The organism is Bacteroidales bacterium, assembly GCA_013141385.1.
Lineage (GTDB): Bacteria > Bacteroidota > Bacteroidia > Bacteroidales > Tenuifilaceae > UBA8529.
The window spans coordinates 277,028-293,269 of record JABFRB010000014.1; the positions used below are offsets into that span (position 1 = coordinate 277,028).

At 35.6% G+C, this 16,242-nt stretch carries 10 protein-coding genes; 5 read left to right on the forward strand and 5 right to left on the reverse strand.

What is annotated here, in order from left to right; translation table 11 throughout:
• Window positions 1-2: 2 nt before the first annotated feature.
• Window positions 3-458 (reverse strand): type I restriction enzyme HsdR N-terminal domain-containing protein, encoded by a 456-nt coding sequence (locus tag HOO91_07825; protein ID NOU17450.1) that lies wholly within the window; start codon window positions 456-458, stop codon window positions 3-5.
• A gap of 208 nt (window positions 459-666) precedes the next feature.
• On the opposite strand from HOO91_07825, the gene HOO91_07830 reads away from it, so the two are divergent.
• The 5 genes from HOO91_07830 to HOO91_07850 are packed head-to-tail and all read left to right on the forward strand — an operon-like array spanning window position 667 to window position 4,490.
• Window positions 667-1,437 (forward strand): AMP nucleosidase, encoded by a 771-nt coding sequence (locus HOO91_07830; GenBank protein NOU17451.1) that lies wholly within the window; start codon window positions 667-669, stop codon window positions 1,435-1,437.
• Window positions 1,438-1,449: 12 nt separating this feature from the next.
• Window positions 1,450-2,493 (forward strand): DNA polymerase III subunit delta, encoded by a 1,044-nt coding sequence (holA, locus tag HOO91_07835; GenBank protein NOU17452.1) that lies wholly within the window; start codon window positions 1,450-1,452, stop codon window positions 2,491-2,493.
• Between the two features lie 50 nt (window positions 2,494-2,543).
• A complete protein-coding gene (locus HOO91_07840; GenBank protein NOU17453.1) occupies window positions 2,544-3,167 on the forward strand; it encodes a rhomboid family intramembrane serine protease in 624 nt (207 codons plus the stop codon).
• A 5-nt stretch (window positions 3,168-3,172) separates the two neighbouring features.
• Window positions 3,173-3,595, forward strand: coding sequence for an NUDIX domain-containing protein (locus tag HOO91_07845; GenBank protein ID NOU17454.1), 423 nt, complete (start codon window positions 3,173-3,175; stop codon window positions 3,593-3,595).
• Between the two features lie 13 nt (window positions 3,596-3,608).
• Window positions 3,609-4,490: a 4-amino-4-deoxychorismate lyase gene (locus tag HOO91_07850; GenBank protein NOU17455.1), complete on the forward strand. Its 882-nt coding sequence runs from the start codon at window positions 3,609-3,611 to the stop codon at window positions 4,488-4,490.
• On the opposite strand, the gene HOO91_07855 is transcribed toward HOO91_07850, so the two are convergent.
• From HOO91_07855 to HOO91_07870, 4 genes are all read right to left on the reverse strand, one after another.
• On the reverse strand, window positions 4,463-5,056 hold the full coding sequence (locus tag HOO91_07855) for a YqgE/AlgH family protein (protein NOU17456.1): 594 nt from the start codon (window positions 5,054-5,056) through the stop codon (window positions 4,463-4,465). The two genes, HOO91_07850 and HOO91_07855, sit on opposite strands and share 28 nt — an antisense overlap.
• A 108-nt stretch (window positions 5,057-5,164) precedes the next feature.
• The gene (locus HOO91_07860; GenBank protein ID NOU17457.1) at window positions 5,165-7,588 is read right to left on the reverse strand and encodes a transketolase; all 2,424 of its coding nucleotides are present in this window, start codon (window positions 7,586-7,588) and stop codon (window positions 5,165-5,167) included.
• Between the two features lie 394 nt (window positions 7,589-7,982).
• Entirely contained in the window at window positions 7,983-8,963 is a 981-nt protein-coding gene (locus HOO91_07865) for a PorP/SprF family type IX secretion system membrane protein (GenBank protein NOU17458.1), read from the reverse strand.
• A gap of 150 nt (window positions 8,964-9,113) precedes the next feature.
• Window positions 9,114-16,214: a PKD domain-containing protein gene (locus tag HOO91_07870; protein ID NOU17459.1), complete on the reverse strand. Its 7,101-nt coding sequence runs from the start codon at window positions 16,212-16,214 to the stop codon at window positions 9,114-9,116.
• Between the last annotated feature and the right edge of the window lie 28 nt (window positions 16,215-16,242).

The following is a 16,242-nucleotide window of genomic DNA, read 5'->3' on the forward strand; positions in this document are numbered from 1 at the left end:
CATCAATCTGCTATATCCTGATAGTAGGGAATTGAATCGAGATTAATAGTAAGTTTTTTTTCAAAATCTATTTTAACACAAAAATGTACTAACCCATTAGTAATAATCAGTATTGGCGCTTTTAGCAAAATGTTATACCTTGAAATTTGTTGAATTACGTTTTGGTTTATTTGAACTTCAGGGGCTTTACACTCAACCACTACAAGTGGTTTTCCCTGAGAGTTGAATACAACAATATCGGCTCTATGCTTAACATTATTTATTTCCAAAGGATGTTCAACTATTATTAATCCTTTTGGAAATTTCCTGTCGGAAACAAGGTAGTTAATAAAATGTTGACGAACCCACTCCTCCGGGATTAATGCAATATATTTTTTCCGGATTTCATCGAAAATCTGTAATTGTCCATCAACGGTTCTCGTTTTCGTTGGATATTCAGGCAAATTTAACTTCACCATTAATTTAATTTATATTTACAAAAATGATAAATAAGTTTAACTTTAAATAAAGTATAGGTAATAGTTTTTGTATTATTTTTCGAAAAGATGATAAGGACTATCGACTTTTTATGGATGTTCATTTTCCGAACGTCGTAATCTTCATCCTAACTTATACTTTTTGTGAGTACCGAAAAAAGAGTATTTTTGCCCAAACTTGAATATACATATGAAGACGAAAGAAGAAATTACTGCAAACTGGCTAACCCGATATACCGGGCAAGAACTCAAGGATTTTGGCACTCATATCCTTTTAACCAATTTTAGGGGATATCTGGAATATTTTGCAAAGTTTTGTAATGTTGAAATTGTTAATCCACTTGCAAATATGCCTTGTGCAACAGCAAATGGAATTACAATGATTGATTTTGGAATGGGCAGTCCTAATGCTGCCACAATCATGGATTTACTAAGCGCAGTATCGCCCAAAGCGGTTCTTTTTCTGGGCAAGTGCGGGGGATTAAAAAAGAAAAATGAAGTGGGAGATTTTGTACTGCCAATAGCGGCCATTCGCCACGAAGGAACATCTAACGATTATATGCCCCCTGAAATCCCAGCACTACCAGCGTTTAACCTACAACGTGTAATTTCTTCAACAATTAGAAATCACAATAGAGATTACTGGTCTGGAACGGTACTAACTGCAAATCGTAGAGTTTGGGAGTATGATGAGGAGTTTAAAGAGTATCTTCGAAAAACTCGGGCAATGGCAATTGATATGGAAACTGCAACTATTTTTGTAGTTGGATTCTATAACGAAATCCCTTCTGGAGCTCTTTTACTTGTTACTGATCAACCTATGATTTCGGAGGGTGTTAAAACAGCCGAAAGCGATAAAAAAGTAACAAGTTTATTTGTTGAAGAACAGATACAAATTGGAATTGAATCATTAACAAGACTTATTAATGATAGTGAATCGGTAAAACACCTTCGTTTCTAAACGTGTTGGCTAATGGCAAAAAAGAAATCATCAATAGAGACCTACGCTGAAATAATTAACGAGCTAAAGAAAAAGATTTATAAACCTGTGTATTTTTTAACAGGTGATGAATCTTACTTTATTGATAAAATTGCTGATTATATATCCGAATTCGTATTGGAGGAATCCGAAAAAGCATTCAACCAGTCAATTCTCTACGGGAAGGATGTTGATGCGCCTGCTGTAATCAACGCTGCCCGTAGATTTCCAATGATGTCTAATTATCAAGTAATTATTGTTAAAGAAGCACAGAATATTCGTAAACTCGAAGATCTGGAAATATATCTTAAAGCACCCCAAAAATCAACTATTCTAGTTATATGTCATAAACTAAAACAAGGAGACGCTAAGGGAAAATCTGAAAAAACTCGTAAGGTAATGGCTCTTGCCGACAAGATTGGTGTTCTTTTCGAGTCAAAAAAACTTTATGATTATCAAATATCCGGGTGGATTACCCAGTACTTAGCCGAAAAAGGAATCACCATTCCTCCTGTTCCTGCAAATCTCCTAAACGAATACCTTGGCACCGATTTAAGTAAAATTGCCAATGAGCTTGACAAACTAATTATCACTTTACCGCCAGATGTTAAAAAGATTACAGTTGAGCATATTGAAAGAAATATAGGCCTTAGTAAGGACTTCAACCGATTTGAACTCACCAAGTCTCTTGGCGAACGCAATATCTTGAAAGTAAATCGGATTGCCGACTACTTTTCTAAAAATCCTGCAAATAACCCTTTAACACTCTCGTTATCTTCAATTCATCAGTATTTCTTAAAAATTTTCAAATACCATTTTCTAAAAGACAAATCCAATGGTAATGTCTCTATTGAGTTAGGGGTTAACATTTTTTTTGTTGATGAGTACAAGAATGCTGCAAAAATTTACAATCCACGCAAGTGCGTTGAAATTTTTTCCATTCTTCGTGATTATGACTTAAGGGCAAAAGGATTAAATAACGATAGTACTGATGATGGAGAGCTTCTAAGAGAGGCTGTTTTTAAAATAATGCATTAACAGTTACATAATCATCATCTTAAAATAAATCAAAAAAAAAAAAACTGGAAATGACAATTTTCATCGTAGCAGCAACAGTCCTAATCTCCTTGGTCGCATTTTCGAATCAATCAGTGATGGACAAATTGCTTTTTAGTCCATATCGTACAATTCACAATAAAGAGTGGCACAGATTGTTAACACATGGTTTTGTTCATGCCGATTATGTACACCTATTCATAAATATGTACGTATTGTATTCGTTTGGATCAGCCGTTGAATCGATATTTAAAAGCCTACAGTATTCAAGCATAATTCAGAGTTGGATATTACATTTCTCGGTACTATATTTTGGAGGAATAGTTATAGCCTCACTTACAACTTTAAAAAAACATAAGGATAACATTTATTATCATAGTGTTGGAGCATCAGGAGCAGTGTCAGCAATAGTGTTCACATTTATCTTCTTTGCCCCATTAAGCAAACTCCTTTTTATGTTTATTGTTCCAATTCCAGCAGTTGTTTTTGGAATATTATATCTTGCTTACACACATTATATGAGTAAAAAAGGAGGAGATTATATCAACCACGATGCTCACTTTGTAGGATCTGTTTTCGGATTTATTTATCCGCTACTTATAAATCCAAAATTAATAACAGTCTTTTTAGACGCATTTGGCATACACTTTAATTAATCTTGATGGTTGAAGTTAAGTTACATATAACAGGTAAGGATTTTGGTCAATATCTTTTTGTGGTAATTGCTGCAAAATACAAAGGTAAATGGGTATGGGTAAAGCATCGTGATAGAGATACTTGGGAAATCCCAGGTGGTCATATTGAAAAGGGTGAATCCGCAGATAATGCAGCTAGCAGAGAACTAATTGAAGAAACAGGAGCTGTTACTTTTACAATAAAAACCATTTGTGATTATTCAGTTAAAAAAAATGGTAAGGAGGGCGTTAGTAGGCTTTACCTTGCTTGTATTGATGAGATAGGCCCATTGCCAGAAAGCGAAATTTGCTGTGTCGATTTTTTTGATAACATCCCCAACAACATAACTTATCCTGATATTCAGCCAATTCTTTTTAATGAAGTTATTAGCAAAGAATCAATTGCTTGAATCTAGGTTTAAAATGGTTACAAAAAGATATATATGGATTAATGGAAATATAATTAGTAGCGATACTCCTGTCATTTCATCAAATAATCGCTCTTTTCTGTATGGCGATGGTCTTTTTGAAACAATCCATGCATTTGGTACCCAAGGAAGAAACTTAAATCTTCACCTTTCAAGGCTAAAAAGGGGAATGGGAATTCTTAATATTGAAACTCCTATTTTCCTTGATGAATCAATGCTTTCAAAGGAAATCACCCGTCTACTCAACAAGAACAGAATATTTGGAAGCGCAAGGGTAAGGTTGACGGTTTACAGAAACGATGGAGGGAAATTTATACCATTAAATGATAGTGCGGGAATAGTAATTGAGGCAGAGCCTCTAGAACTAAAAATGTACGAATTAAATAGTAAGGGTTATACTATTGAAATATATCAGGATATTAAAAAGCCCATTAATGTTTTATCTTCAATTAAAAGTTGTAATTCTCTCTACTATATTCTTGCTGGAATTTATCAAAAAAATAACAATGTTAACGATTGCCTTCTGCTTAACGAACATGGTAGAATTGCAGAAGCAATTTCCTCGAATGTGTTTATAGTAAAGGGTGATAACATATACACACCTGCTAGTTCAGAGGGCTGCATCCCTGGCATAATGCGTGAAGTAATAATCAAGGTGACTCCAACGCTTGGGATGAAGGTTAATAATCAGGTTGCAATTCCCGTTCAGGAACTTTTTGAATGCGATGAAGTATTTTTAACCAATGCGATAACAGGAATTAGATGGGTAGTGGCTTTTCGCCAACAGCGATATTTTAATAAATTAAGTAAGTTGCTAATGGAGGCTATTAATCGATATACATTCAAGGATCAATTTGACATTGGATCTTCAGGGTAAAGCGTCCAAACTCTAAATTTATTGCCAAGTTGCTGAACAGTACTTAACCACAAATCCTCAGCACCTGATATTATTTGAATTGGATCAAGATTAGTAACAACCCAAGATCCCTCTAATATTTCGCGTTCCAACTGCTCTTTAGTCCATCCAGAATATCCTACGAAGAAAAGAATTTGGCTTGAAGCAATCTTTTTAGCAATTATTAGAGACTTGATGTATTCAAAATCACCACCCCAAAATAAATTATCGACAATATGATTTGTTCCAGGAACAATATCGCCCAAAGTATGAATAAAGTGAACAGATTTAGGGCTAACAGGACCTCCTAAAGAAATCTTTGCGTCAAAACTAGGAAAGCCAGGCATCAATTCGAACAATGTATAATTTAGCAATCTGTTTAGGACAAATCCAATTGTACCATTCTCATTATGCTCAACCAGTAGAACAACAGATCTCTTAAAATTTAAGTCAATTAGACTAGGTTCAGCAATAAGAACTCGACCCTGTGATGGGGCCAATTTATCAAAATTGATTCTGAAAAAATCAAATTTTAATTCATTTGGCATGGCAACCATGATTTCACTTCAAATAGCAAAATAACAAAAAATAAGCCAAAGATCAAGGCTTACTTTTGTATAAAACGTTATGATTCATCAAATCCTACCCAAACTTAGCTAATAGAGTTTTTGGTACTTTTTGGGATTAGCATCATTCATTATGCTATATATTCCCTCGAAAACATCCTCTGCATTAGGATTTGAAAAGTAATCTCCATCTGTTGTATAAGCGGGTCTATGCTGCTGCCCTGTAATTGTTTTAGGGGTTGAATCGAGGAAAAAGAACCCTCCCCTTTCCTCAAGTACTTTCTGCATCATATAGGCTGTTGCACCACCAGGAACATCCTCATCGAAAAAGACAACACGACTAGTTTTTTTAATAGATTGAAGAATCACATTCGGCAAATCAAATGGCAGAAGAGTTTGTACATCTACTAGTTCAACCGATATCCCAAACTCAGCCAGTTGCTCAACAGCCTCCTGAGCAATTCGAACACAACTGCCATAGGTAACGAGGGTTATATCTTTTCCTTCTTTTAAAATTTCAGGAACTCCAAGTGGAATCCTATATTCACCGAGATTGTCTGGACGTTTCTCTTTTAACCTATAACCATTCAAAGGCTCAATAACTAATGCAGGATCGTCCCCTTCAAGGAGTGTATTGTAAAAGCCAGCAGCCTGAGTCATATTACGAGGAACGCAAATATGCATTCCTCTAATTGAATTTATTACCATGCTTAGGGGTGAACCTGAGTGCCAAACGCCCTCAAGTCTATGTCCCCGAGTGCTTACAATAAGTGGTGCCATTTGACCTCCTTTGGTTCTCCATCTAACCGTTGCAAGATCATCGCTCATGGTTTGAAGGGCATATAAAAGGTAATCAAAATACTGTATTTCCGCTACAGGTCGAAATCCTCGAAGAGCAAGGCCTATGCCTTGTCCAAGAATTGTTGTTTCTCTAATTCCTGTATCAGTTATTCTATTCTCACCATACTTAGCCTGTAATCCTTCATAGGATTGATTTACACCACCTATTTTCCCTAAATCTTCACCAAAAGCAACGAGTAAGGGGTTTTTACCAAAAAGTGAATCCCAATTATCACGTAACACCTCTCGACCGTTTACTATTGGCGAATTATCCGAGAATACTGGTTTAACTTCCTTAACATTAATTGAAGCCCTGCTCGTTTCGCAGTATAGATGAGAACTATATCTTTCTAACCCATCCTCATTATTACGTTTAAGCCAAATAGATAAATCTTCTTGCAATTTATCACGCATTGTACAATCAGTACAAACATGTCGAAGTATCTTTTTAGCCGAACTCATATTATCCTTACGAATTGGATAAGCAATTTTCTTAAGATCTTCGGTAATTATTCCTACCTTATCAATATGCTCACGCTTGCAAATACAAGAACGATTATCGATTATCTTTATCAACTCATCACGCTCTTTTCTGATTGGTTCAGTAAATTTCAACCATGCTTGATTCTTAGCCTCCTTTGTTATCTTCAAAGCCTCTTGTTCAACCAAATCAAGTTCTGTAGAGGATGCAACCCCTTCATTAATTATCCATTCACGAAATCTTCTGTTGCAATCAAACTCAACCTCCCATTTTAATCGCTCTTCTGATTTATAGCGTTCATGCGATCCTGATGTGGAGTGTCCTTGAGGTTGTGTTACCTCTGTAATATGAAATAGCACTGGAACTTGTTCATTCCTACATCTATCAACACCCTCTTTAAAAACCTTTATTAGTTCCGTGTAATTCCATCCTTTTGCTCTATATATTAATATTCCAGTTTTATCCCCTTCTTTTTTTTCAAACCCACGAACTAACTCTGAAATATTATTCTTTGTAGTTTGATAGTCACGAGAAACCGAGATACCATAGCCATCATCCCATATTGAAAGAGCCATTGGAACTTGTAAAACACCTGCAGCGTTCAATGTCTCAAAAAAGTGCCCTTCGGAGGTACTAGCATCACCAATAGTCCCGAAAGCTACCTCATTACCATTCTTACTAAATTTTGTAAATCCTTTTAAGTCAGCATTATTTCTAAACAGTTTTGAAGCCAACGCTAAGCCCAATAATCGAGGCATTTGCCCTGCCGTTGGAGACATATCAGGGGAACTATTTTTCATGGAGGACAAATCTTTCCATGTTCCATCAGGTTTAAGACTTCTTGTCGAAAAATGATTGTTGAAAACTCTCCCTGCATTACCAGGATTTAGAGATATATCTGTTTGACCATAAAGTTGAGCAAAAAACTCCTCTGCACTAAATAAACCCGCGGCCATCATAAAGGTTTGATCTCTATAATATCCTGAACGCCAGTCGCCATCACGAAATGTTTTTGCCAAAGCAATTTGAGCTAACTCTTTTCCATCTCCAAAAATTCCAAATTTTGCTCTTCCTGTTAAAACCTCTTTACGACCTAATATGCTAATCTCACGACTTAGGACAGCCAATCTATAATCGTCAATTATTTCGTTTTTATTCAAATTACTAACTTGTTTTTTAGTATTTGTTGCCATTGCAGAGTTATTAAATTAAGTGTCAACCTATTTTACTTTTTCAATGATTTAAACAATAATATGACCTAAAAGTTTTAAAATGCGAACTTAAAGTCAAAACGCTCTAATTTGAATTTGTTAGATGTATTGTCTGGCATTAAAGAATCTTAAAATTAATTATCTCCTTTATCTGATTATTTTTTAATATTAAAATAACGTCAGTTTGATGCAAGGTGTCATCCTGAGCGAAGCGAAAAATATAATTACCTAAAGATTAGATACTTAACTTTATTCAGTATGACAAAACAACAATCTAACGCTATGCTTATGATCAATACGTTATGCTTACATCGAGTTAGCGTTAAAATAATCAGATTTTAGAAGGAGTTAAAATTTAAGGGAAAGGAGTTATTCTCTAAAAAGTTGGACAAGGAATTGGCTTCCATCTCCTTTTGGTACTTACTTTGAATTCATATATAAAGGAGATTTCATGAGAACCTCCTGAGTTAAATCCTAATTTAGAAACAGTGAAATCATAGCTGTACGCAAAACTCACCTGCTCGAATTTATAACCAACCATAAAAGCTATTGCATCAAATTTTTTATAGGTTTTTGAAATTGGTAAACCCCTATACCAAACCCCGAAACTAATTGGCTCACTAAACCAATACAAGCCAAGATCTAGTTGCTGAAAATCACCCTGTTTTCGATAGTAAAACGCTCCAGTAATACTTTCTTCAATTTTGCTTAAAATAAATCCTCTTATTACTCTTCTAATTCCTCCATAAACTGAAAACTTAAAAGGTAAACGTGATTGATCGTTATAAAAGGAAGTTGTTGGTTGTAACATATGATCCCAAGTTGTACCAATCCATACATTATCGGAGTAAATAAGCAATGATGATGCAACATCAATGTCATAAATAGAACGTTTGTTGGGTGGTGATATAGTCGTTGGTATACTACTATCGTCAGATGTTAGTTGATCTCCAAAAATAAGGCTTGAAAAATCAATGGAGGTTTGAACCAAATAAAAGCCTAATCCAGGTCTAAGGTGCCATTCTGGCAAGGGGGTTAAATCGTAAGAGTAAAGAATACCCCCTCTAGTATTGCCCAATTTGCCAGATCCTGCCTGATCGCGAATAATAGAAAGGCCGAGACCGCTATGAAAATTAATAAAATTATGATCCCACGATAAACTTGCTGTTTGGTATGCATCCTTAATCCCAATCCACTGGTTTCGGTAGTTTACAACTGTCCTATGACCTGCTATACCTCCAGCAAATGAAGGGCCAAGAAACAAAGGACAAGAATAAAATTGAGTGAAGTTTGGATCTTGCGGTCTCGCAGAAAGGCCAAGTAATATATATATAAAGAAAATTATAAATCTTTTCACTTCAAAATTAACGTTAAAGTATCAAACCTTTAGATAATAAAGCATCCTGGAGCTTATTATAAAAAATGTTTTATTTTAGAAATCAATTGTAATTATAAAGTATCAAATATAATTTTTTTTTTGACAACCCACGTTTTTCTTCAAAATTGACTATTTGAGTAAGGTTACATTCCCTTTTATGTCAAATGTTTTTCCATTAGTATATTTTCCAATTGCCCTCCAAATATAAACACCCTGATCGCAAATTTTTCCATTAAAGTAGCCATCCCAACCGACTTTAACGTCTTTCGATAAGAATAGTTGTTCACCCCAACGGTTGAATATCATCAACTTATACTCAACAATACCATAATGAACTGGATGGAAAACCTCATTTCTATAATCAATATCATCGTACAGACCTCCATTTGAACCATTTTTATTTGGTGTAAAAGCATTCGGAAATCTTATTTTACCATAACCTTCAACCCATACTTCCGGAAAATTGGATGTATCATCCTGACAACCTCCTAACGAGTCAGCAGCGAATGCTCTAAGTGAAACTCCAAATTGATTAATTTCAGTATAAGTATGAACAGGATCTTTTTCATTTGTAAGCGTACCATCACCTAAATCCCATTCATATCTGACAGCGTATTTTGATAGGTTGTAAACATGTACTGTAGCATCAGGTAGCATAACTTTTTTAGGAAAAACAGCAAAATCAGCTACAGGGTTCTGGAATACCCTAAATGTTTTATAGTAGTATGAATCTCCGCCATCACCTGTTACCCTTAATTTAACATTATAGTAACCAGGTTTTGTGAATATGTGAATAGGTTCATCAACAGTTGAAGTTGTACCATCGCCAAAGTCCCATAAATAATTTGCTCCATACTGAGAGGCATTAATCAAGTGAGTTTCAAGCGGTGAACATGAGTTGTAAATATCCGCAGAAAAGAACGGTATCGGTTCTGCTGGTAATAATCTTAAAATATTGGAAGTTGTATCCCAGCAATGAGAATTTTCTACACGAAGCGTCGATCTATAAATAAAATCATTTGCCTTAGGACCCCAAGTTGTATATGTATGATCACCCGCTTCTTTAAGTGATGAAGTATAACCATCGCCAAAAGTCCACGAGTAAGTCCAACTATCAGCTGCGGGTTTAGATTGATTATGGAAATTAAAAGTTGCATCTGGGAATATCTTTAACGGTGGATTAACAGAGAAATTGGCTACAGGGGTAGCGTAAACCGTCAAAGGTATTGTAATGGTATCCTCACAATCATACTCTGAAATTGATCGAAGATGAATACCAAATATTTTATCGTTCTCAGTAACATTAACAAATCTATGGTTAGGGCTCATAAGATTTGAATTAGTTCCATCTTTAAAACTCCACTGATAAAAATATGCGTTTTGTGAAATGTTATTCAAGGACACGACAAAAGGACTACATGCAGCATTTCCCGGATTAAATGAGAAATCTGCCTTAACTTCAGGATAGGCGTATACTGTTTGGGATGTGCTATTCTGACATCCAAATGCAGTCGTTGCATTCAGAGAAATTACATAGGGTTGAACATCAGAAGTGAGATTGTGATAGGTGTGAGCAATAACCTGATTTTTGTCAATAGTATTAATTAGTGTTCCATCTCCTAAATTAAAAGCAAAACTAAGATTTGTTCCACTAGAAAGATTTGTTAGACTAATTGGAAATGGCGAACAGCTCAAACTTTCATTATTCATTACATAGGAAGCAATTGGGCGAGGATGAACTGTAATTATTTTAGTAACAGAATCGGCACACTGATGAACAGATCTAGTAATTAGTTTAATATTATAAATGGTATCCTTGGTAGCTAAATTATTTTTATACAGCAAACTACTTAAGTTCTTTTGGGTTGAAAATGTTCCGTTCCCTAAGTTCCAACTATAAGAGTTTGAACTATTGTAAGAAATAGTAGTATTATTAATATCAGTTACTAAAGGGTGACAACTCGTACTATTTGTAATATTAAAGTCAGGATAAATCCTCGGATTTACAGTTATAAATCGACTTATTGTATCGAAACATAATGCATTATTCTTATAAGTAGATTTTAACTTTACTTTAAACTTATTGATAATTGGAGGATTTGATAAATTTGTAAATACACGTGAATAATCCTGTAAATTTGACTCTGACGCTCCATTAATAGTCCAATCGTAATTATAAGCAGTAGAAGGGGTTAAATTACTAAACTGCGCTGTAAATGGTTCGCAGGCCTCAATAATTGATGAACTATAGGATGCAATAATTTTTGGTGCAATTGTTACAGTTTTTCTAGAGGCTGATTTGCATCCCAGAATATTAGTTGCGGTAAGTTTAATATTTAAAATCGATTCATTTACAGTGGATGGATTATCAATATTCAGATTTGCCGGAGTAGTTGAATTAAACGATAGCCCATTGTCCAATTCCCACAAATAATTCCCTAATCCTTTAGAAATATTGGTAAACGTAATGGTAGTTGGACTACATCCACTTATAGGGTTTACATTAAAGGTTGAAATAACTCTTGGATAAACCTGAATAAACTGCGAGATTGTATCCCAACAACCAGTTCCTAAATCATCAAGTCTCAGGTTGATTTTGTATTTCTTAATCTCATCAGTTATTGTTTCATTATCAATAAGTTTGATAAATGACTCTCCCGAAATTAAGGATGTTCTCTGTTGTGGAATGCCTCCAATAGTATGACCAAAATCCCAAGCCCACTGAGTACCATTTAAAGATTCATCCTTTAGGTTTATATAAAAAGGTGTACACGCACTATCCCTTGTCATTGAAAATCTAGAATTCACTTCAGGAAATGCAAATACAGTTTGCGTGGCATTACTACTACAACCCTTAGTATTTAAAGCCGTAAGTTTAACATCAAATTGTTTTGTTGCCGCTGTCCTATTCTCGAAAAGATGAGCAATATTGTTCCTATTAGAAATTGTTTGTATATCGCCATCGTTAAAATCCCAAGTAAATGAGATATTGCCACCTGTTGATAGGTTTTTGAATGTAAAATTTGCAGGAGCACAAAGTTTATCGATAGGTATCCCCCCACCTGTTAATGGTAAGGCAATATTGACACCTGCAATTACCTGTGGATCAACAGCAAATGTTTGCGAAGTACTACTTGTACAACCAAAGGTATTATTGAGATTTAATGTAACAGTTCTGTTTACTGGATTTTCGGGATCTGGGTTTGTAAACTCAACAACAAAATCATCATCAACCACACTCTGGGGTATTCCACCGTTAAAATTCCAGTTATAGGTAGATATTGTAGGCCCAGCAAACGATGCATTAAGAATCTGAACCTGCATTGGAGTGCATTGTTTAATCACTTGTGAATTAAACGCAGCTGAAACAGCAGGGTTTACAGTAACTGGAAACGTTTTTGTGTCAACACATCCTCTAGGTGTTGTGGCAGTTAAGGAAACATTAAATGTTTTTGGAAGAGTATTATCCGAATTGGTAAAAATATGGCTAATAGTGGTTGCAATAGAACTAGTATTATCGTTAAAATCCCAAAGAATATTGCTGATTGGGGCATTTGTTCCGAATAGTGCGGATTGATTCTGGAGATTAACAGTTAAAGGGTTACATCCATTGGTAACTGGTAATGCTGTCCAGCGAGCCTCAACCTGAGGGTAAACTACTATTGATTTTGTAAGTTGATCTGAGCAAAAACCGCTACTTACTGTTAATTTAATATTTCGATTTATGTCAAGACCTGTTAAGTTTGTTGGATTTGGAAATACCTGATTTGAACCTGTATATGACGTTCCATCAAAATCCCAAGTATAATTGATAATTGCTGCAGAGGTGGTTGCCGAAACTGTCGAATTGTATGGTGGGCATCCCGCTGTCTTGTCCAAACTAAATAAAGCTTTAACACTCGGTCTAACAACGATATTTTGGGATGTTGTGGCAAGACAACCAAAACTATTATTTGTTTTAAGTGAAACCGGTACTGTAATATCAACAACACCATCATTTGTAAATGTAAAAGGGGGATTATCAATGGTTGATGCTCCATAAGAACCAAACTCCCATTGATAAGTTTCAGTGTTAGTTACAGTACTTGTAAATGATGCATTTAAAGGCGAACAGTGGTTAGGGTTTGCATTATCAATATATGTAAAACTAACAGTTGATTGAGGGTTAACCGTAATTATTTTAATGATACTATTTGTACAACCTCCTGCATTACTGGCCGTAAGTTTAATAGGAATAGTTCTAATCCCAAGGGTTGTTGATGGGTTGGCAAATATTTGCACAGGAATATTTTTTGTTGAAAAATCAATTGAACCATTATTTTCAAAGTCCCACTGGAAAAGAGTAGATCCGATTGAAGATGTATTATTAAAATTAACTGTAAGTGGAGAACAACCTGTCTCTTTATCAAATGCTGCATCCGCTTTAACATAGGGTTGTACAATTACATTAGATGTTTGGTTTGCAGAACAACCATAGGTATTTGATGCAGTAAAACTTACAACTTTAGTAACAGGTGCTGCAGTAAAATTATCAAATGAATAAGCGGCTGTGGTTTGATTATCAATAGCATTGCCATCGATCAGCCAGTGGTAAATTGTGGCGTTAGTTGTAGTTGATGTAAAATTTAAGTTCAACGGAGAACAACCCAGAGGATTTCCATTGTTATTTGTCACAAAACTAGTTGATACAGGTGGATCAATCGTTATCGTTTGTGAAGTTACATCTGAACATCCTCCTGCATTAGTTACTTTTAATCGAATGGTTACAAGTTTTGGTGTATTGGTTATTGTTGTATTCGTGTACAAAAGCGACCATCCAGTTGCAGCTGGAACTGAATATTCAAAACCGCTAGGTCCAGTGGCTATATCTCCATCTCTATCCCAAAAATAGTTATTTACTCCACCTTTGCTATCGTTCAAAACGGTTAGGTTAAATGGAGAGCAATTCTCAACCTTGTCGATCACAAAACTTGCCTGAATATAGGGTTGTACAGTAACAGAAAGAGGTGTCGTTGCATTACAGTTATTATATTTATCGGTAATAAGTAAACTTCCCACATAGGTGGTCGGTCCAATATTTAGGTTATTATACAAATGAGTAGGGCTTTTATCGTAAGATGTCCCCCCATCACCAAAATCCCATGAATACGACAAACCGTTTTCTGCGGTAGGCGGACCAATTTTACCAATAGAGGTGTTGTTGAATGTAACGTTTAGTGGATGGCAATGATTCGGATCTGGAATCGTTGTGGTGTAGCTGGCACTTATACGAGGATAAACAAGGATGCTTTTAGTCACCTGCTTAAAACATATGCTACTTGCATCTGATGCGAGCATCGTAATATTGTATCGAATTGTATCGCTTGTTAAGTTATCAAATACATGGTTGAACGTTGGTGCATTATTTAAACCTTCCCCAGGATCTGCCAGATCACCATCACTATTAAAATCCCATTCACTAAATGCAACTCCCGAAGAATTATTAATAATATTTACGGTAAGGGGAGCACAACCTGAAAAAACATCAGTTGTAAACTTTGCATCCATGTAAGGAGCAACAATCAATTCAATCTCTCCAGAATCTTTAAGGCTACAAACCCCGCTAACAACAATCTTGTACTTTAACGACTTTGTAACATTAGATGCAAGTGGGGTATCGCTAAAAGGATCATCAAGAAAATCACTGGGAGTCCAAGCATACTTTGTGCCACCGCTTGCAAAAAGTTGGGCGGATTCACCATAGCACAAAGTGTTACCCGGTCCGCCTGTTTCTAGCACAAATGATTTTGGGTCGAATTTATTAAAATCAGAAAAATAACCGTACATACAAGTTGTACCTGCATCCCCATTCACAATTCCTAGGTGAAAAATATCCTTTGTATTAGATATAAGGTGTTGTCCCATGGCTACTTGGGCGGTAGAAAAACTACCAAATCTGGCTACACGCCAAGGAGTACCAGGTACCAATACAAATGATGCTGGTGGAATTAAATCGTTTCTTACCACCCCATCAACCAAAAAACCATCCTGAGCATTATCCCGAACCATCATAGTTAGGTAAAAAGGACTTGACTTAGGTCGCGTAAAAGCAACCTTAGTACTCCCTGTACAAACATCAATAGGAGGAACAATTGCACCACCCTGTTCGCAGCCAAATCCCCCAATGTGAAAAACGTAGATTGGTTTATAAGGATCCGTAACAAGTAATCGCGAAGCTATCTTCTTATAGCTAGTAGGGTTAGGTAATAAGATTTGATACTGTTGTCCTGCATTTATTGTAGTCGCTAAAACTCCATCTACATAAATTGGTGTGGCATTTTGAGTAGCTACAACATATACATAATCCCTTAAATTCAAGAAAGTCCCCATAACAATATATTCAACACCAATAATATTAACAGGAACAATCTCATCACCCGCTACATCTCGACAACCCCCAGATGGATGTATTATTGAATCATCCTTTAAGGAAACTGCAATTGGTTTGTCGGATGTAACATGTGAACCAGCTAATCGGTTGGCTGCAACACGGCTTTTACCTTGAGGATATATTGAAAGAGTTTGTCCTTTATTAAGAACAAAAGTTTTGGGAGTATTTGCTGCAATAGTGGATCCCGCATTGCCATATCCCGCATTTTTTGTTGGAGTAACAGTCACTGTTGTTCCATTCTCAGTTGCAACAATATCAATTGCAGAATAGGTATTGTCGCTCGCAATCGGTGCCGCATAACTACCATTATCTCCATGTGTTTGAAAAGGTGTATAAAAATTTGTACCCAGAGCATTTTTACCTTTTAATGCCCAAATATCAGTATTCCAAGCATTATTTATTTCGTAATAAGCCGTAATTAAACTAGTTGAAGTAATGTGAAGTCCAAAGTTATTTATTCCTGAAGCACTAAGTGTTTTGTTTTCAAGTTTGTTTTGCTCTGCTCCCGCGGTATAAATCCAGTTATCAAGATTAACGGATCCAGTAGAGTTAGCTGCAATATTAATAACAATATCAGGAAAGGCCACTGAGTTAGCAGGCATGCTTATTGTCACTGTGGCCGGCAAATTAAATGTTGCAAAACGCAGATTTGCAGGTATTCCTCCCGGAAAGCCATGGTTGACAGTAATTTCGGGTACAACAAACCAAAAATCTGTATCCGTCTGAGCAACTACACTGCCAGAAAATAGGGAAATAAAAAAAATACTTGTAATTTTGATGAATCGACCAACTCTATCCATAGCAAAATTGTTAATATTTTTAATCTAA